The sequence below is a fragment of the Luteimicrobium album genome (genome assembly GCF_030161555.1).
Classification (GTDB): Bacteria; Actinomycetota; Actinomycetes; order Actinomycetales; family Cellulomonadaceae; genus Luteimicrobium; species Luteimicrobium album.
Window position 1 is genome coordinate 1,514,670 of sequence record NZ_BSUK01000001.1, and the last position, 15,692, is coordinate 1,530,361.

15 protein-coding genes and 1 pseudogene are annotated in these 15,692 nt (G+C 73.7%); 9 read left to right on the plus strand and 7 right to left on the minus strand.

Annotated elements, in window-relative coordinates:
• Positions 1-157 precede the first annotated feature (157 nt).
• The 6 genes from QQK45_RS07740 (at position 158) to QQK45_RS07765 (ending at position 4,708) form a co-directional block, all read left to right on the plus strand.
• Positions 158-811 (plus strand): lysophospholipid acyltransferase family protein, encoded by a 654-nt coding sequence (locus tag QQK45_RS07740; RefSeq protein WP_284292757.1) that lies wholly within the window; start codon positions 158-160, stop codon positions 809-811.
• Positions 811-1,335: a gamma carbonic anhydrase family protein gene (locus tag QQK45_RS07745; RefSeq protein WP_284292758.1), complete on the plus strand. Its 525-nt coding sequence runs from the start codon at positions 811-813 to the stop codon at positions 1,333-1,335. Before QQK45_RS07740 ends, QQK45_RS07745 begins: the two co-directional genes overlap by 1 nt.
• Positions 1,336-1,524: 189 nt before the next feature.
• Positions 1,525-2,877, plus strand: coding sequence for an App1 family protein phosphatidate phosphatase (locus QQK45_RS07750; protein ID WP_284292759.1), 1,353 nt, complete (start codon positions 1,525-1,527; stop codon positions 2,875-2,877).
• Positions 2,799-3,389: a YceI family protein gene (locus tag QQK45_RS07755; RefSeq protein ID WP_348525175.1), complete on the plus strand. Its 591-nt coding sequence runs from the start codon at positions 2,799-2,801 to the stop codon at positions 3,387-3,389. Before QQK45_RS07750 ends, QQK45_RS07755 begins: the two co-directional genes overlap by 79 nt.
• 52 nt (positions 3,390-3,441) lie before the next feature.
• Positions 3,442-3,960: a sigma-70 family RNA polymerase sigma factor gene (locus tag QQK45_RS07760; protein ID WP_284292760.1), complete on the plus strand. Its 519-nt coding sequence runs from the start codon at positions 3,442-3,444 to the stop codon at positions 3,958-3,960.
• 4 nt (positions 3,961-3,964) lie between these two features.
• Positions 3,965-4,708 (plus strand): anti-sigma factor family protein, encoded by a 744-nt coding sequence (locus tag QQK45_RS07765; protein WP_284292761.1) that lies wholly within the window; start codon positions 3,965-3,967, stop codon positions 4,706-4,708.
• Between the two features lie 149 nt (positions 4,709-4,857).
• Here QQK45_RS07765 and QQK45_RS07770 read toward each other — a convergent pair whose 3' ends face one another.
• Positions 4,858-6,312 carry a choice-of-anchor A family protein gene (locus tag QQK45_RS07770; RefSeq protein ID WP_284292762.1) on the minus strand — a complete coding sequence of 485 codons (1,455 nt, stop codon included), beginning with the start codon at positions 6,310-6,312 and terminating at the stop codon, positions 4,858-4,860.
• Between the two features lie 165 nt (positions 6,313-6,477).
• Positions 6,478-7,101, minus strand: coding sequence for a DNA-3-methyladenine glycosylase I (locus QQK45_RS07775; RefSeq protein WP_284292763.1), 624 nt, complete (start codon positions 7,099-7,101; stop codon positions 6,478-6,480).
• 214 nt (positions 7,102-7,315) lie between these two features.
• On the opposite strand from QQK45_RS07775, the gene QQK45_RS07780 reads away from it, so the two are divergent.
• The gene (locus tag QQK45_RS07780) at positions 7,316-7,693 is read left to right on the plus strand and encodes a hypothetical protein (RefSeq protein WP_284292764.1); all 378 of its coding nucleotides are present in this window, start codon (positions 7,316-7,318) and stop codon (positions 7,691-7,693) included.
• Here QQK45_RS07780 and QQK45_RS07785 read toward each other — a convergent pair.
• Together QQK45_RS07785 and QQK45_RS07790 are read right to left on the minus strand one after the other, a co-directional pair.
• Complete coding sequence (locus QQK45_RS07785; protein WP_284292765.1) at positions 7,684-9,543, minus strand: AMP-dependent synthetase/ligase; 1,860 nt, start codon at positions 9,541-9,543, stop codon at positions 7,684-7,686. The two genes, QQK45_RS07780 and QQK45_RS07785, sit on opposite strands and share 10 nt — an antisense overlap.
• A gap of 97 nt (positions 9,544-9,640) precedes the next feature.
• Positions 9,641-11,058 (minus strand): annotated as a pseudogene (locus tag QQK45_RS07790) (beta-ketoacyl-[acyl-carrier-protein] synthase family protein).
• Here QQK45_RS07790 and QQK45_RS07795 point away from each other — a divergent pair.
• Both QQK45_RS07795 and QQK45_RS07800 read left to right on the plus strand, forming a co-directional pair.
• Positions 11,057-11,206 carry a hypothetical protein gene (locus QQK45_RS07795; RefSeq protein WP_284292766.1) on the plus strand — a complete coding sequence of 50 codons (150 nt, stop codon included), beginning with the start codon at positions 11,057-11,059 and terminating at the stop codon, positions 11,204-11,206. The pseudogene QQK45_RS07790 and the gene QQK45_RS07795 sit on opposite strands and share 2 nt — an antisense overlap.
• 43 nt (positions 11,207-11,249) lie before the next feature.
• Positions 11,250-14,189, plus strand: coding sequence for a helix-turn-helix transcriptional regulator (locus QQK45_RS07800; RefSeq protein ID WP_284292767.1), 2,940 nt, complete (start codon positions 11,250-11,252; stop codon positions 14,187-14,189).
• On the opposite strand, the gene QQK45_RS07805 is transcribed toward QQK45_RS07800, so the two are convergent.
• The 3 genes from QQK45_RS07805 to QQK45_RS07815 all read right to left on the minus strand — a co-directional run bounded on the left by QQK45_RS07805 (position 14,167) and on the right by QQK45_RS07815 (position 15,659).
• Entirely contained in the window at positions 14,167-14,373 is a 207-nt protein-coding gene (locus QQK45_RS07805) for a PspC domain-containing protein (protein ID WP_284292768.1), read from the minus strand. The genes QQK45_RS07800 and QQK45_RS07805 overlap by 23 nt on opposite strands.
• 82 nt (positions 14,374-14,455) lie before the next feature.
• The gene (locus QQK45_RS07810) at positions 14,456-14,701 is read right to left on the minus strand and encodes a hypothetical protein (protein ID WP_284292769.1); all 246 of its coding nucleotides are present in this window, start codon (positions 14,699-14,701) and stop codon (positions 14,456-14,458) included.
• Between the two features lie 112 nt (positions 14,702-14,813).
• Positions 14,814-15,659, minus strand: a complete 846-nt coding sequence (locus QQK45_RS07815) for a DUF3418 domain-containing protein (protein ID WP_284292770.1) — start codon at positions 15,657-15,659, stop codon at positions 14,814-14,816.
• Positions 15,660-15,692: the final 33 nt, after the last annotated feature.

Genomic DNA, 15,692 nt, shown 5'->3' on the forward strand with positions numbered 1-15,692 from the left:
CCCGGGACCGCGCGGCGCGAGGGGCTCGAGCGCCATGAGACGCATGGATCCGGTCACGCGGTCACGCGTGCGACACGTCTCGGCAGTCGTACAGAACCTTTCCGGCCACCTGTACGCCACCGGACCCGTTCCTCGCGCGTGCGTGCACAATGTTGCGATGACGTATCGGGTACTGCGGCTGGTGCTGTCGCTGGTCGCGTTCGTGTGCCTGCGGCCCAAGGTGACCGGCCGGAACAACATCCCCCGCACGGGGCCCGTGATCCTCGCGAGCAACCACCTGTCGTTCATCGACTCGATCCTCATCCCGCTCGTCGCCCCGCGGCAGGTCACCTTCATGGCCAAGGCCGAGTACTTCACCGGACGCGGGATCAAGGGCCGTCTGTCGCGGTGGTTCTTCACGACGATGGGGCACATCCCCGTCCAGCGCGACGACCCCCGCGCCGGGATCCGCTCGCTCGAGGACGCGCTCGTCGTCCTGGAACGTGGCGACGTCTTCGGCATCTACCCCGAGGGCACCCGGTCGCGCGACGGCAAGCTCCACAAGGGGCACACCGGCGTCGCCTGGCTGGCCCTGAGCGGCCACGCGCCCATCGTCCCGGTGGCCCTCGTCAACACGGACAAGGTTCAGTCCGCCGACAAGAAGATGCTGCACCTGCCGCGCGGGCACCGGGTCGAGATCCACTTCGGGCGGCCCATCGACCCGTCGCACCAGATCACCGCCGCCCAGCGTCCCGCGCAGGCGCGCCGCGAGCTCACGGACAGCGTGATGACGAGCATCCACGCCATGAGCGGCCAGGACCTGGCGGCCTGATGATCCTCCGCCTGGGCGACCGCGTCCCCGACGTCGCCGACACCGCCTGGGTGGCGGACGGCGCGACCGTGGTCGGCTCCGTGACGCTCGGCGAGCACGTGGGCGTCTTCTACGGCGCCGTGCTTCGCGGCGACATGCAGCCCATCGCGATCGGGGACCGCTCGAACTTGCAGGACGGCGTCGTCGTGCACACCGACCCCGGGTTCCCCGTGACCGTCGGGACCGGGGTGTCCGTGGGGCACAACGCCGTCCTCCACGGCTGCACCATCGACGACGACGTCCTCGTCGGCATGGGCGCGACCGTCCTCAACGGGGCCCACGTCGGAGCGGGCAGCCTCATCGGCGCGAACGCGCTCGTGCCCGAGGGCGCGCAGATCCCGCCGGGCTCGCTCGTCGTCGGGCTGCCCGCCAAGGTGCGACGAGCGATCACCGCCGCCGAGCTGCAGCACATCCGCTCCAACGCCGACGCGTACACCGAGCTCACGCGCCAGCACGCTCACGAGGCGCACCCGCTCGACGCCTGACCCGCCACCTGTCAGAACGTGGTTCACGTATACCGGCACCATGTTCTGACAACTCGTGAGCCTGAGGCGCGTGTCAGATTCCCGGGCACGTATACGTGAACCACGTTCTGCCAGGTCGTCCGCCTCGGCGGGCCCGTGCGTGTGCGAAGGTGGAGGCGACACCCCGAGGACGCCCCCGAGGAGCCGTTGGTGACCCAGCCCGAACCCGTCAACGCGCCCACGTCGACGCGTCCGCACATCGCGGCCCGCGTCGAGGACCGCTTCTTCGACGTGCTCGGGGGCCGGCTCTGTCGCCGTAAGGGATGGACCCGGCACGTCGAGGCCTACACGGGCTACGGCTGCGAGACGTGGGTGCGCGTCCTGGCGCGCGCGGTCCTCGCACCGCCCGACCCCCATCCCACCCCTGCCCACGACCGTCGCGGCTGGCGCAGCTACCTGTCCGTCCCCGCGCCGGGCGAGGTGCTGCGGGTCGCCGTCGGCGGGGCGCACGCCGTCCTGGTCGCGGACCGTGCCGGTTACATCGACGCCCGTCTGGAGCTGCCCGCGCCGCTCGCCGCCGGCTGGCACGCCGCGTCGGTGACCACCGAGGACGGGCGCGTCGCGTCGTGCCCGCTGCTCGTCGTCGGGAAGGACACGACGTTCGGCGTGGTCAGCGACATCGACGACACCGTCGTCGACACCCGTCTGCCCCGCCCGCTCATCGCGTTCTGGAACACGTTCGTCCTGCACCCCCGGGCGCGACGGGCGGTGCCCGGCATGGCCGAGCTCTACGCGGGGCTGCGCGCCCGCTATCCCGACGCGCCCTTCGTCTACCTCTCGACGGGCGCGTGGAACACGGCGGGCACGCTGCGCCGCTTCCTGGACGTGCACGGCTTCCCGCCGGGACCGCTGCTGCTCACCGACTGGGGCCCGACGAACACCGGCTGGTTCCGCAGCGGCGCGGCGCACAAGCACGGACAGCTCGAGCGGCTGTTCGACGAGCTGCCGGGGATCCGCTGGCTCCTCGTCGGGGACGACGGTCAGCACGACCCCGTGATCTACGAACGGGTCGCACGCGAGCGTCCCGACCACGTGGCGGCCGTGGCGATCCGCCAGCTGACGCCCGCGCAGCAGGTGCTGTCCCACGGCCTGCCCGTCCCGCTCCCGCCGCCGCGCGGCACGGACGCCTGGTGGCACGGCACGGTGCACGGCCCGCACGGGACCGACGTGTCGGGCCGTCCGGCGGGGACCGGACGGCGACGCCGTCGACGGCGGACCGGGTCCCCGTCGTCCGGGGGCACGACGGGGCAGAGCTCCGCCAGGCGCTGCTGGGCACCGTCCGGTGAGCCGCACCCGCTGAACCATCCGGGGCCCCGTCTCGTCGTGGGGGTGTCGGCCCGACCGGGCCGGCGCGAGACTGGACGGATGGGACGGCCATGGCACCTGAGGCCCCGCGCCGGCGTCGGCACCGACGACGCGCGCTCGTGCTCTGGGGCGCCGGGGTGGTCGTGGTGCTCGTCGTCGCGGCGTTCGTGGGGCCCGCGGTGTACGCGGGGCTGGTGAACCGGCACGCCGACCCGGTGCCGACCCTGAGCACGGGGAGCGCGTCGGTGGGTGCCGCGGGACCGCTCGCCGACGGCCGATGGACCGTGGGTTCGGGGTCGTTCGCGGGCTACCGGGTCCACGAGGTGCTCCAGGGCCACGACGCGACCGTGACCGGGCGCACCGACGAGGTCGCGGGCACGGTCACCGTGTCGGGCGGACGGGTCACGTCCGCGACGGTGACGGTGCAGGTCGCGTCGATCCGCACCGACGAGCCCCCGCGGGACTCCTACTTCCGTTCGACCGCTCTCGAGACGTCGAAGTTCCCGACGGCGACCTTCACCCTCGCGCAGCCCGTCCCGGCGTCGTCGGGCACGGTGAGCCTGCCCGGACGACTGACGGTGCACGGCGTGACGCGGGACGTGACGGTGCCCGCCCAGTCGGCCACGGGCGAGGCGGGCGCGGAGATCGTCGCGAGCCTCCCGGTGACCTGGGCCGACTATGGGGTCGACGCCCCCGGCTGCCCTTCGTGACCGTCGACGACCACGGCGCGATCGAGCTCGACCTGCACCTCGTGAGGGTGTCGTGACCGCGTCCCCCGACACGCGGCTCCGGGCCCTCCACGACGCGCACGCCGGTGCGCTGTACCGGTTCGCGCTCCGGCTCACGGGGGACGAAGGGCTCGCGCAGGACGTCGTCCAGGAGACGCTCGTCCGGGCCTGGCGGCACCCCGACGTGCTCGCGCGCGGTGACGACCAGGTGCGCGCGTGGCTCTTCACCGTCGCCCGGCACCTCGTGGTGGACGACCGCCGGAGCGCGCGGCACCGGCGGGAGGCCGTCGTCGGCGAGCCCGGTGTGCTCGATCGTCTCGACCGTGCCCCGACTGCACGCGACGACACCCAGTCCGTCCTCGACGCGTGGCTGGTCGGCGACGCCCTGGCGACGCTCTCGCCCGAGCATCGTGCCGTCGTCGTCGGGGCGTACTACGGCGGACGCAGCGTGGCCGAGCTCGCCGCCGAGAACGGCATCCCCGCCGGGACGGTCAAGTCCCGGCTGCACTACGGCCTGCGGGCTCTGCGGCTCGCGCTCCAGGAGAGGGGGTGACGTCATGACCGACGCCCGCACGCCCGACGACGTCGCCGCGGAGCACGAGCGCGTCGCCGACTGGGACGCCGCGTACGTGCTGGGGGCGCTCGACCCGGAGGACCGCCGGGCCTACGAGCGGCACGTCGCCACCTGCGACCGGTGCCGGGACGCCGTCGCCGACCTCGCCGGGATGCCCGCGCTGCTCGCCCTGGTGCCGTCGGACGAGGTGCCGGGCGGCGCTCCGGCGGACACGTCCGCGGACGTCGTCGACCTGGACGCCGTGGCCGCTCGGCTGCGCCGTGGGCAGGTGCGCCGGCGCTGGACCGCGGCCGCGGTGGCGGCGGGGCTGCTGGTGGTCGGCGGTGGGGCCGGGTGGGCGGTGTCGTCGGCAGTGTCGTCCGACGGCGGCACGTCCGTGAGCGCCGCGGCGACCACGCTGTCGCTCGCCCCGGTCGGCGGGTCGGGCGTGACCGCACAGCTCAGCATGGACGCCGTGGCGTGGGGCACCCGGGTGTCGTGGTCGTGCCACTACCCGGACGCGGCGACGCCGACGGCGGGCGGCCCGTACGCGACGGGCGCGCCGTCGGCCGCGACGTACGCGCTGGTGCTGCTCGACGGCTCGGGCCGCGCGACGACCGTGGGGACGTGGGAGGCGATTGGTACCGGGGCGACGGGCCTGCACGCCTCGACGTCGCTCGCGAAGCAGGACGTCACGAGCGTCGAGCTCCGGTTGGGCGGGGTCGCCGTCGCGCGCGCCGACGTCTGACTCCGTGGGCCGGCCGCGTCGTCGGGCCCGGCAACGGGTGCGGGCCCGGTCGCCCCGTGGAAGGCGACCGGGCCCGCGTGCGCGTCCCGGAGGACCCGCGGCGCACCCCGAAGGAGGGGACGGAGCGCGCAGCTCGGTGAGTGGTGCGGTCAGGCCGTCCGGCGGCGGCGCAGCACCAGCAGCGTCGCGCCGGCGGCGACCAGCACCGCGGCCGCGACGGCGAAGGGGACCGCGTTCGCACCGGTGTGGGCGAGCACGCCCTCGCCCTGCGCCGTGGTCGTCGGGGTCGGCGTGGCGGTGCCACCGGCCGCGAGGACGACGGTCGTGCCGGTCGGGGAGGGCGACGCCACGTCGGCGGGCGTGGTCGACGATGTGTCCTCGTCGGTGGTCGGCGGGGTGGACCGGTCGTCGCTCGGCGTGTCCGTGGTGTCGTCGGTCGGCGTCTCGGTGGAGTCGTCGCTCGGGGTGTCGGTCGTCTCGTCGGACGGGGACTCCTCGTCCGACGGTGTCTCGTCGTCGGTGGGCGTCTTGTCGTCCGTCGGCGTGGTGTCGGTGGTGCAGGTCAGCACCTCCGAGCCTGTGAACGGGTAGTTGTGGAACTCTCCGCCGCCGTACGTGTGGTCGAGGTCGCCGGCGACCCAGGTGCGGCCGTTGACGCCTGGCACGTCGACCGTGGTGGTTCCACCTGCCGTCGGGACGAGGACCGAGCCGACCCATTGCGCGGTGCCGGAGATCTTGGGCGACTTGTCGGTCAGGATGTTCCACACCGTCCGCGACGCGTACGACCCGAGCCCCGCGTTGTCGGCCCCCTGGGCAAATGCCTGGCCGCCCGTCTCACGCATGTCGAGGACGTCGGTGTCGATGTCTGCACCGTGGACGTTGACGACGACCGTCGAAGACTTGGGGATCTTGTCGAACGCCACCGTGATGCCGTGCCCGTTCCCGTGCAGCGTCGCCCCGTCCACGTCGAACACCTGCTGGGCCGAGGTCCCGTCGCCGACGAGCGTGGTGGTCCACTCGTCGGTCGTCACGGTGCCCGTCGCCCGCAGGGCGGCGAGCCGTCCGGACTCGGACTGCAGTCTCGTCGTGAGATTCGCGTCGTCGCCGAGCGCGGTCTCGGTCGTGGCATTCGCGGTCAGCTTCCCACCGTTGAGCTCGAAGGAGACCCCAGAGGCGACGGACCTTCCTACGATCGCGTCGCCGCCCAGTCCGGAACCGACGTCGATCGTGCCGTGACCTTCGACGTCGCCGCCCACGCGGAGCATCACCGACCCTGCCGTCGGTGCCACGAGCGATCCCCCGCCGGCCACCCCGACGTTGTAGTGCGTGTCGGTGCTGAAGTCCCCGCCGACCACCACGACGCCCTCAGCCTCGGCAGCACCTCTGACCGTGAAGTCCCCGGCCGCGTAGACGTTGACCGTGTTGTCGGTGCCGGCGACCTCTCCGGGAGTGCCCTGCCCGATGCCCGGAGTCGTGCAGGTCTCGGCGGCGTTCGCGCCACCGGTCGCGGCGAGCACGCCCGCACCCGCGAGGGCGAGGGCTGCCGCTGTCCGGCCGATCAACGTGCGGCCCTGGTGGGCAGGGCCGAGGGGACGCGTGCTCAAGGAAGTGCTCCTTCGATCGGTGCCTGGACGCGGGCGACGGTGCGCGCGCAGGAGGGGACGGTCCACGGCACGCTACCGGTACGCAAGCGGCGCGTACAAATCCATCCGCTACACTTCACCCGTTTCTCTCGGTGTGGGTGAAGTACGCGTCCTGTCCGGTCTGCGTCAGGACGTGGCGCCGACGGCCTTCAGGTCGTCGGAACCGCGCGCCAGCACGACGGGGCACGTGGCGAGATGGTCGTCGACGAGGCCGCAGGCCTGCATCGTCGCGTACGCGGTGATCGGTCCGACGAACACGAACCCCGCCTTCTTGAGCGCCTTCGACAGCGCCAGCGACTCGGGCGTCTTGGCCGGGACGTCGGCCCAGCCCGTCGGACGCTCCGCTCGCGGCTCGGGCGCGAACGACCACACGAGCTCGTCGAGCGAGCCGCCGGCGTCGTGAAGCGCGACGAGGGCGCGCGCGTTGGTGAGCGTGGCCTCGATCTTCTGCCTGTTCCGGATGATGGAAGCGTCCTGCAGCAGGCGCTCGACGTCGTCGGGCCCGTAGGCGGCGACCGTCTCGGCGTCGAAGCCCGCGAACGCGGACCGGAACGCCTCACGCTTGCGCAGCACCGTCAGCCAGGACAGCCCCGACTGGAAGCCCTCGAGCGCGAGCCGTTCGAGCAGCTCGCGCTCCCCGTGCACCGGCACGCCCCACTCGGTGTCGTGGTAGCTCTCGTAGAGGGGGTCGCCGTTGCCGAAGCAGCGCGCGGGACGGGAGGGGGTCAGGTCGAGACTCGCGTCGGTCATGACCCCAGCGTGCCGCAGGCCGCCGACGTCGCGCCCGGACGGGACGTGCCCTGTGCACGACGGTCGCGCGGGTGCATCTGTGCGTGGTGGTCGCGTCGCGCGGCGAGCACCCTCAGCGCGTGCTAGATCGGATCGTGGCCGCGTCTTACCTGCCCGTCGGCGTCGCGCCCGAGCGTGCGCCCGGCCTGCACCAGCTCGTGGTGTTCGACCTCGGATGCTCCTGCTCGGGATCCTGGTCGACCCCGTGACGGGTGCGCGCAGTCGGAGCTTCGGCCGGGAGGCCGTGGGGCTGCTCCACATCGCGTCCGTCCAGAAGATCCTCGCCAGCGACGAGGTTCGCGAGCTGGGGTTGCCGGCGCCCGAGGCGGACGCCGAGGCCGTCTTCACGGACCTTGCGGGCCGTGGCTTCGGGCGCGACACGTGTCGGATCGACGGTCGCGTCGTCGACCTCGACACCCTCCGCTACCGGGGCCTCGAGCTCGGGCTGGACCGGGACGTCCTGCGCGGCGTCGTCCTGGCTCGATCGGCCGATCTGGGTGACCGACCGTGGCCGGACCTCGCGACGAGACCGGTGCGGGCGGGTCAGGAGTAGAGCGACTCGATCAGGTCGGCGTTCTTCTCGATCACGGGCTTGCGGCGCAGCTTGAGCGACGGCGTGAGCTCGTTGGACTCGACGGTGATCTCGCGGGGGAGGATCGCGAACTTCTTGATCTGCTCCCAGCGCGCGAACCCGGCGTTGGTCCGGTCGACGGCGGCCTGCACCTCGGCCTGGACCTGCGGCGAGGCGATGAGCTCCTCGTACGAGCCGCTCAGCCCGTGCGTCTTCGCCCAGCCGACGAGGCCCTCGGAGTCGATGCTGACGAGCGCCACGCAGTACGAACGTCCCGCCCCGACGACGACGGCCTGCCCGATGATCGTGCTGTTCGACGACAGCGACACCTCGACGAGTCCCGGCGCGACGTACTTGCCGTTCGACGTCTTGAAGAGGTCCTTCTTGCGGTCGACGATCTTGAGGTACCGGTCCTCGACGATCTCGCCGATGTCGCCGGTGTGGAACCAGCCGTCCTCGATGGCCTCGGCCGTCGCGTCGGGGTTGTTGAAGTACCCCGGGGTGACGGCGGGGCCGCGGGCCAGGATCTCGCCGTCGGACGCGAGCTTGATCTGGTGGCCGGGGAGCACAGGGCCGACGGTCCCGAAGCGCGACTCGCCGGGGAGGTTCACGGTGATCGCCGCGGACGTCTCGGTGAGGCCGTAGCCCTCGAGGATCGGCATGCCGGTCGCCTCGAAGAACTCGAGGATCTCGCGCGACAGCGGCGCCGAGCCGGAGATGAAGTACTGGAGCTGACCGCCGAACCGCTTGCGGACCTTCGAGAACACGAGCGCCGAGCCGAGCGCGGCCTGCGCGCGCACCCACCAGGACGCGGTCTCGCCGGACTGCTGGGCCCGGACCTTCTGCTCGCCGACGCGCACGGCCCAGCGGAACAGCGCGAGCGTGATCCCACCCTTGGCCTCGACCTGGGCGGTGATGCCGGCGTGGACCTTCTCGAAGATGCGCGGGGCGGCCGCCATGAACACGGGCCGCGCGGTCGCGAGGTTCCCGACGAGGTTCGGGATCGAGCCGTCGACCGCCGTCGGGTAGCCGATGAGGAGCTGCGCCACGACGAACGTCTTCGCGAACACGTGCGCGAGCGGGAGCCACAGCATCTGGGTGTGCTGGTCGGAGAGGATGCCGAGGGCGTCGATGCCCGCGGCCTCCCCGGTCCAGTTGTAGTGGGTGAGACGCACGCCCTTCGGGAGGCCCGTGGTGCCCGACGTGTAGATGAGCGTCGCGAGGTCGTCGGGGCCGAGCTCGGCGTGGGCGTCGTCGGCGGCGGTGGGGTGGGCGGCGTCGTAGGCGCGGCCGGACTCCGTGAGGTCGTCGAGCGAGCGCTCGCCGTCGCCCAGCGTGGCGCCGGTCGCGTCCACGACGACGACGAGCTCGAGCGCGGGCGTCTTCGCGCGGACCGCGCGCACCTGCTCGAGCAGCTCGGTGTTGTCGACGACGACGATCCGCGATCCGGAGTCGGACAGGATCCACTCGAGGACGTCGGGGGTCGCGATGGGGTAGATCGAGGTGGTGGCGGCGCCGGCCTGCTGGATGGCCTGGTCGACGACGATCCAGTCGTAGCTCGTGCCCGCCATGAGGGCGATCCGGTCGCCGCGGACGATGCCGTGCTCGACGAACGCCGCCGTCAGTGGGCGGACCCGCGCGTCGACGTCGCGCCAGGTGTGGTCGATCCACCCACCCTGCCCGTCGGGCGAGCGGTAGGCGAGCTCGCCCGCGTGGTCGCGCACCCGCGCGTCGTACAGGGCGGTGACCGAGCGCGCGATCCGCAGGCGGGAGTCGCTCAGGTCGAGGTGGGTGGCGGGTCGGTCCGCGGGAGTGGTGGCCGGTGCGGTCATGCGTTGTACCTCGTCGTCCGCTGCATGGGAAGGCCCGCTCCGACGCGGGCTCGTGATACATGCTACCCCGGGTATCGGCATCCTCTGGCCGACACGATCACGCTGGCACTGTGCCCCCGAAACCGAACGCGTTCACGAGAGCGTGCCGCGCTGATGTCGCACGTGCCGCGCCAGCGACGACGTCCAGCTCGATCTCCGGATCCTGGACGTCCAGGTTCAGCGTCGGCGGGACTGTCCCGTCGCGCAGCGCGAGCAGCGCGACCAGAACTCCGAGCGAGCCGGAGGCTCCGAGCAGGTGACCCGTCGCCCCCTTCGTCGACGTGACGGGCGGGGGTCGGTCAGCGCGGACCGGAGCGCCCACGCCTCGTTCCGGTCTCCGCGCGGTGTGGACGTCGCGTGCGCGTGCACGAACCCGATGTCGCCAGGCGTGAGCCCGGCGTCGCGCAGGGCGAGCGTGATGGTGCGCGCCTGGTTCTCCGGATCGCCACCGACGATGTCGAACGCGTCCGACGTCACAGCCGTACCGCTCACCTCGCCGTAGGTCACGGCGCCGCGGGCCGCGGCGTGCTCCTCGGACTCCAGCACGAGCAGGGCCGCACCCTCACCCATCACGAACCCGTCGCGGTCCACGTCGAAGGGGCGTGAAGCACGCCCGGGCTCGTCGTTACGGGTCGAAAGTGCGCGCGACTGCCCGAACGCCGCCAGCGAGAACGGCAGCAGGGCGGCCTCGACGCCCCCGCAGACGACGACGTCGGCCCGCCCGGCGCGGATCATGTCCCGTCCCATGGCGATCGCCTCCACCCCCGCGGCGCACGCGCTGATCGGTGTGTGCGCCCCCGCCTTGGCGCCGAGCACGATCGACAGCCAGGCCGCCGGTCCGTTCGCCATCAGCATGGTCACGGTGTGCGGCGAAACGTGCCGGACGCCCTCCTCGTCGAGGATGCGGGACTGCGCGATCGTGCTGGCGATCCCGGCGTTCGCCGAGCCGACGGCGACAGCCAGGCGCGTGGGGTCGACGTCGGGCACTCCCGCGTGCTCCCACGCCGCCCGCCCGGAGACGAGCGCGAGCTGCTCGGCCCGGTCGGTGCGACGCAGCTCGCGCACCGGCAGGCCGGCCGCGAACGCGTCGTCGACCGGCGCCCCGATCCGGACGGGGAGCTCGCCGACGAGGTCGTCGTCGAGCGCTTCGACCCCCCGCGGCCGGCCACGAGTGCGGCCCACGTCGCCTCGGCGGTCGTACCCACCGGTGTCACGGCGCCAAGACCTGTCACGACGGCTCTGGTCATGCGCGACTCCCCTCTCGGACCTACCGTGCGTGGGACGGCGGCACCTCAACCATCGCACTCGCGACCCGTCGCGTTTCGGAACCATGCCCGACCGGACGACGCGCACCGCGCATCTGAGGCACCTCAGCGCCCAGGACTGGGCGACCGTCCGATCTGCGCGACCCCGCCTTACCCGCAGAGTCGGAGTCACGGCGGCACCCCGTCGCCACGACTCTCGAGGGGGAATCATGTTGGAACAGCTCGGACCCGCGGTCGACGCCCAGGTCGAGTACCTGCGCGAGCAGGCACGCGCGTCCTACCGTCCGCACGCCGGTCAGCCGGACACGCGCTGGCACCGGCTCGGCCGCCGTCTGCACCTGAACCACCGCGCCGCCTGAAACGGTGGCGCTCACGTGGGCGGCCGCTGACACACTGGGGGACATGGCCGCACCTGCGTCCGCGCCCTTCGTCGCGCGGTCAGCCGAGCTCGAGCTCCTCACCGACGCGGTCCGCCGCGCCGCCGAGGGTGAGCCGGCGCTCGTCCTGGTCGGTGGTGACGCCGGCATCGGCAAGACCCGGCTCCTGACCCGTGCCGCCGAGCTCGCCCAGCAGGCGGGTGCGGCCGTCGTCGTGAGCCACTGCGTGGACCTCGGATCGGTCGGGCTGCCGTTCCTGCCTTTCGTCGAGGCCCTCACCGACCTGCGGCGACGCTGCTCGATCGTCGACGACGTCGCCGCCCAGCGTCCCGCGTTGGCGCGCCTCCTCGACGCCGACCCGGGAGCGACCCCCACCTCCGAGCCCGCCGGCCGCCTGCAGCTCCTCGACGGGCTGGCCGCCGTGCTCGGAGGTGCCGGGGCGCCGTCGTCGCCGCTCGTGCTCGTGATCGAGGACATCCACTGGGCGGACGCCTCGACGCTCGACGTCCTGCGCTACCTCGTCGCCCGGCTGCGCGACGAGAACCTCCTGGTCGTCGCCTCCTACCGTGCCGACGACCTGCACCGCCGCCACCCCCTGCGCCCCGTGCTCGCCGAGCTGGGCCGGCACCCGCGCGTCGAACGGATCGAGCTCGAGCCCTTCACGCGCGACGAGCTGCGCGAGTTCACGACGGCGATCGCCGGGAGCCCGCTCGACGCCGCCGCCCTCGAGTCGGTGAGCCGGCGCTCCGAGGGCAACGCCTACTTCGCGGAGGAGCTCGTCGAGTCGGGGGTCCGGCCCGGCGAGCTGCCCTGGACGCTCGCCGACGTGCTCCACGCCCGGCTCGAACGCCTCGCGCCCGACGTGCAACGGCTCGTGCGCGTCGCGTCGGCGGCCGGGCGGCAGGTGTCCGAGCCGCTGCTGCGCGCCGTCGCCGCAGGCCCCGTGCTCGACGGCGGCCCGACCGGCGGCGCCGAGACCGACGCCGCGCTGCGGGAGGCCGTCGCGCAGCAGGTGCTGCATCCCGAGGGTGACCGCATCGTGTTCCGCCACGCCCTCCTCGCCGAGGCCGTGTACGGGGACCTGCTGCCGGGCGACCAGGCCGCCGTCCACCGTGCCTACCTCGACGCGCTCCTCGCCGACCCCGACCTCGGCTCGGCGGCCGTCCGCGCGTTCCACGCGTTCCGCGCCCACGACCTCCCGACGACGCTCGTCGCGAGCCGCGACGCGGCCCGCCAGGCCGCCCGCGTCCTCGCGCCCGCGGAGAAGCGGCGCCACCTCGAGCAGGTGCTCGCGCTGTGGGACGCCGTCCCCGACGCCGCGGAGCTCCTCGGCGAGTCGCACGACGACGTCGCGCTCGCGGCTGCCTCCGCCGCCTCCTGGTCGGGCGCCCCCGAGCGGGCCGTCCACCTCGCGCGCGCCGTCGTCGACGCGCACGTCGGCGACCCGCTCCACCATGCCTCGCTCCAGCACGTCCTCGCCGGCTACCTGCTCGCTGCCGACGAGCTCGACGAGATGCTCGACCGCACCGCGTCGGCGCTCGAGATCCTGCCCGTCGACCCGCCCTCGCGCGACCGCGCCTGGACCCTCGCGATGCACGCGCGCGCCGCGCTCAACCTCGACCTCGACGACGTCGCCCGCCAGGACGCCGTCCGCGCCGTCGCCGAGGCGCAGGCGGTCGACGCGCCCGACGTCGAGGCGGACGCGCTCGGCACCCTCGCCGTGCTCGAGGTCGACGACGCGGAACGTTCCGCGGAGCTCCTCATCGAGGCCAAGGAGCGCGCGCACGCCGCCGGCGACCTCGAGACCGAGCTCCGCTGCATGTCCAACCTGGTCGCGAACCGGTACTACGCGGGGGACCTCGACGAGGCCGCCCGCCTCGCGGACGAGGCGTCGCGCTACGCCCAGGACACCGGCATGACCTGGAGCGTCTACGGCATGACGATCCACATGTTCGTCCTGCTCGGCGCCTACCTGCTCGGCGACCTCTCGCCGGCCGACCCCGGCCCCGTCCCCGAGAGCTGGGCCGCGGGGTACCAGGCGCTCCAGCTCTACCCGGCAGCCGCGCGCGGCGACGCGGATGCCGTCGAACGCGGCCGTGCGCTCCGGCCCGCCTGGACGACGGACGGCCAGATCGCCCTCGTCGCGGGCGGGTGCACCGTCGACGCCCTCGTCTGGCGGGGCGACGACGAGGAAGCCGTCGCGCTCGCCGAAGAGGTCATCGTCTTCCTGGGGCGCGAGTGGTCCGACTCGTTCCTCGGCCGGATCTGGCTTTCCGCGCTCGCGCTGTCGGCGCTCGCGGACCAGGCGGAGCGGGACGCGCTCGTCGGGCAGGACGTCGCGGCGCTCGTCGCGCACGGGGACGAGTTCCTCGACGCCGCGGTCCGCACCGCCGAGCGCGGCCGGCCTCGCGGCGGGGTCCTCGGACCCGAGGGCCGTGGCTGGCTCGCCCGCGTCCACGCCGAGCACGCGCGGCTGCAGGCCGCGGGCGGGGTCGGCGAGAACGCCCCCGCGCTCTGGGAGGCCGCCGCACGCGAGTTCGACTTCGGGTACCGCTACGAGGTCGCGCGGTCCCGGTGGCGGTGGGCCGAGGCCCTCGTCGCCGCGGGCGACCGCGCGGGGGCAGGGACCCGGCTCGCCGAGGCGCTCGCCGAGGCCGACGCCATGGGCGCCCGCCCGCTGGCCGACGCCTGCCGCGCCCTCGCCCGGCGCGCGCGCCTGGACGTCGGCGGCGTCCGGCCGGCGTCGTCGGACACGCTCACCGAGCGCGAGTCCGAGGTCATGATGCTCGTCGCGCAGGGCCTGTCGAACCGGCAGATCGGCGAGCGGCTGTTCATCTCGGGCAAGACCGTGAGCGTGCACGTCTCGAACGTGCTCGCGAAGCTCGGCGCTGCGACGCGCGCCGAAGCGGTGTCCGTCGCCCACCAGCGGGGACTGCTGGCCGCTACTCCGGGTCGTTCGGGATGAGGATCCACAGGATCAGGTAGATCAGCACCTGCGGCCCGGGCAGCAGCACCGACGCCACGGCGATCCACCGGACGAGGGTGGTGCTCAGCCCGAACCGCCGGGCGAGGCCGGCGCACACGCCGGCGATCATGCGGCCGCTGCGGGGCCGTGACAGCTTCGGGGTGGTGGCGGCTGTGGTGCTCATGGTTCGACGGTAGGCGCGCGTCCCCGCCCCGGACCATGGGGGAGGCCCCCGAACCGACCCGGGCGTCACCCCGGGACGCGACTCAGCCGGCCAGCGCGAGGATCCCGCCGACGAGGAGCGCGACGACCTTGACGCTCTCCGTCCCGACGTACCAGAGGTGCGCGTGCGACCGCGGCCCCTCGTACCCGGCGAGGACGGCGTCGGACCGCCTGTTCGGGCGCGGCCGGACGAGCGCGAGCTGCGCCGCGAGGACGACGATCGCCATGACGAGGGCGACGGTGGCGTCGATCGTGAGCGGGACCTCGGGGAACGAGATCGCGAGCACCATGCCCAGCCAGACGAACGTCCGGACGGTGTCGCGGCGACGGCGGCGCTGGTACGGGTGGGTTGCTCCTGGGGGCGGGATCGAGGGTGCTCCGCAAGAGGCCGAGGTGGGCGACTCACCAGCCGCCGGGCTCGAGGGACTTGCGGATCCGCTTCTCGCTGACAGGCCCGTCGGTGCCGAGCTGCTGCGCGAACAGCGACACCCGCAGCTCCTCGATCAGCCAGCGCACCTCCGCGAGCTCGGCCGCGCGCGCGGGGTCGGGTCGTCCGGCCGCGTACGCGGCGAGCGCGCGCTCGTAGGCCTGCTGGACGTCGTGGACGCGCCACGCGAGCTCGGCGTCCCGGTGGGGGTTGCTCTGGGCCTTCTCGAGCCGGTAGGACGCCGCCCGCACGTACCGGACGAGGTGCGGCAGGCGCCGCGGCGGGGTCTGCGACACGAACCCGTCGTGGACGAGCCCGGCCACCTGGTCCCGCAGGTCGGTCAGGGTGTTCAGCAGTGCCATCGACGTGGCGGCCCGGATCTCGCCGTCCAGGTTCCGCGACGCGGTGAGCACGGCCACGACGTGCCCGACGACGCGGAACACCTCGTCCTCGAGCTCGTCCCGCAGGCGGTCGCGCACCTTCGCGTAGGCGGCGGCGTCCCGCACGTCGGCGGCGTCGGGCACGAGCGCGTTCACCGCGGCGAGCTGCACGTCCGCCACGAGCGCGTCCGTGGTCCGGTACGGGCTCGCGGCCAGCGTGAGCGCCTGCGTCCCGGTCCACCGGCTGGTGATCCGGGCGCCGGCCAGCCCGACCTCCTGGAGCAGCAGCCGCCTCACCCCGCGCGCGTGCTCCACGGCCTGGCTCGAAGCGTCCCCGAGCACCCGCAGCGCGACGACAGGCCCACCCTTGGCGTCCTGCTCCTCGACGAGCGCGGGGTACCCCCGGACGACGGTCCCGGCTCCGACCCGCGTCTCCACCACAGGGGGCAGCGCGCCTCCTTCGAGCCCCCGAGG

Coding starts and splice junctions, on each gene's coding strand:
- QQK45_RS07800 (WP_284292767.1), top strand. CDS start 11,250: ATGGCCGCACCTGCGTCCGCGCCCTTCGTCGCGCGGTCAGCCGAGCTC.
- QQK45_RS07740 (WP_284292757.1), top strand. CDS start 158: ATGACGTATCGGGTACTGCGGCTGGTGCTGTCGCTGGTCGCGTTCGTG.
- QQK45_RS07785 (WP_284292765.1), bottom strand. CDS start 9,543: ATGACCGCACCGGCCACCACTCCCGCGGACCGACCCGCCACCCACCTC.
- QQK45_RS07780 (WP_284292764.1), top strand. CDS start 7,316: ATGCTCCTGCTCGGGATCCTGGTCGACCCCGTGACGGGTGCGCGCAGT.
- QQK45_RS07795 (WP_284292766.1), top strand. CDS start 11,057: ATGTTGGAACAGCTCGGACCCGCGGTCGACGCCCAGGTCGAGTACCTG.
- QQK45_RS07775 (WP_284292763.1), bottom strand. CDS start 7,101: ATGACCGACGCGAGTCTCGACCTGACCCCCTCCCGTCCCGCGCGCTGC.
- QQK45_RS07745 (WP_284292758.1), top strand. CDS start 811: ATGATCCTCCGCCTGGGCGACCGCGTCCCCGACGTCGCCGACACCGCC.
- QQK45_RS07805 (WP_284292768.1), bottom strand. CDS start 14,373: ATGAGCACCACAGCCGCCACCACCCCGAAGCTGTCACGGCCCCGCAGC.
- QQK45_RS07810 (WP_284292769.1), bottom strand. CDS start 14,701: ATGGTGCTCGCGATCTCGTTCCCCGAGGTCCCGCTCACGATCGACGCC.
- QQK45_RS07765 (WP_284292761.1), top strand. CDS start 3,965: ATGACCGACGCCCGCACGCCCGACGACGTCGCCGCGGAGCACGAGCGC.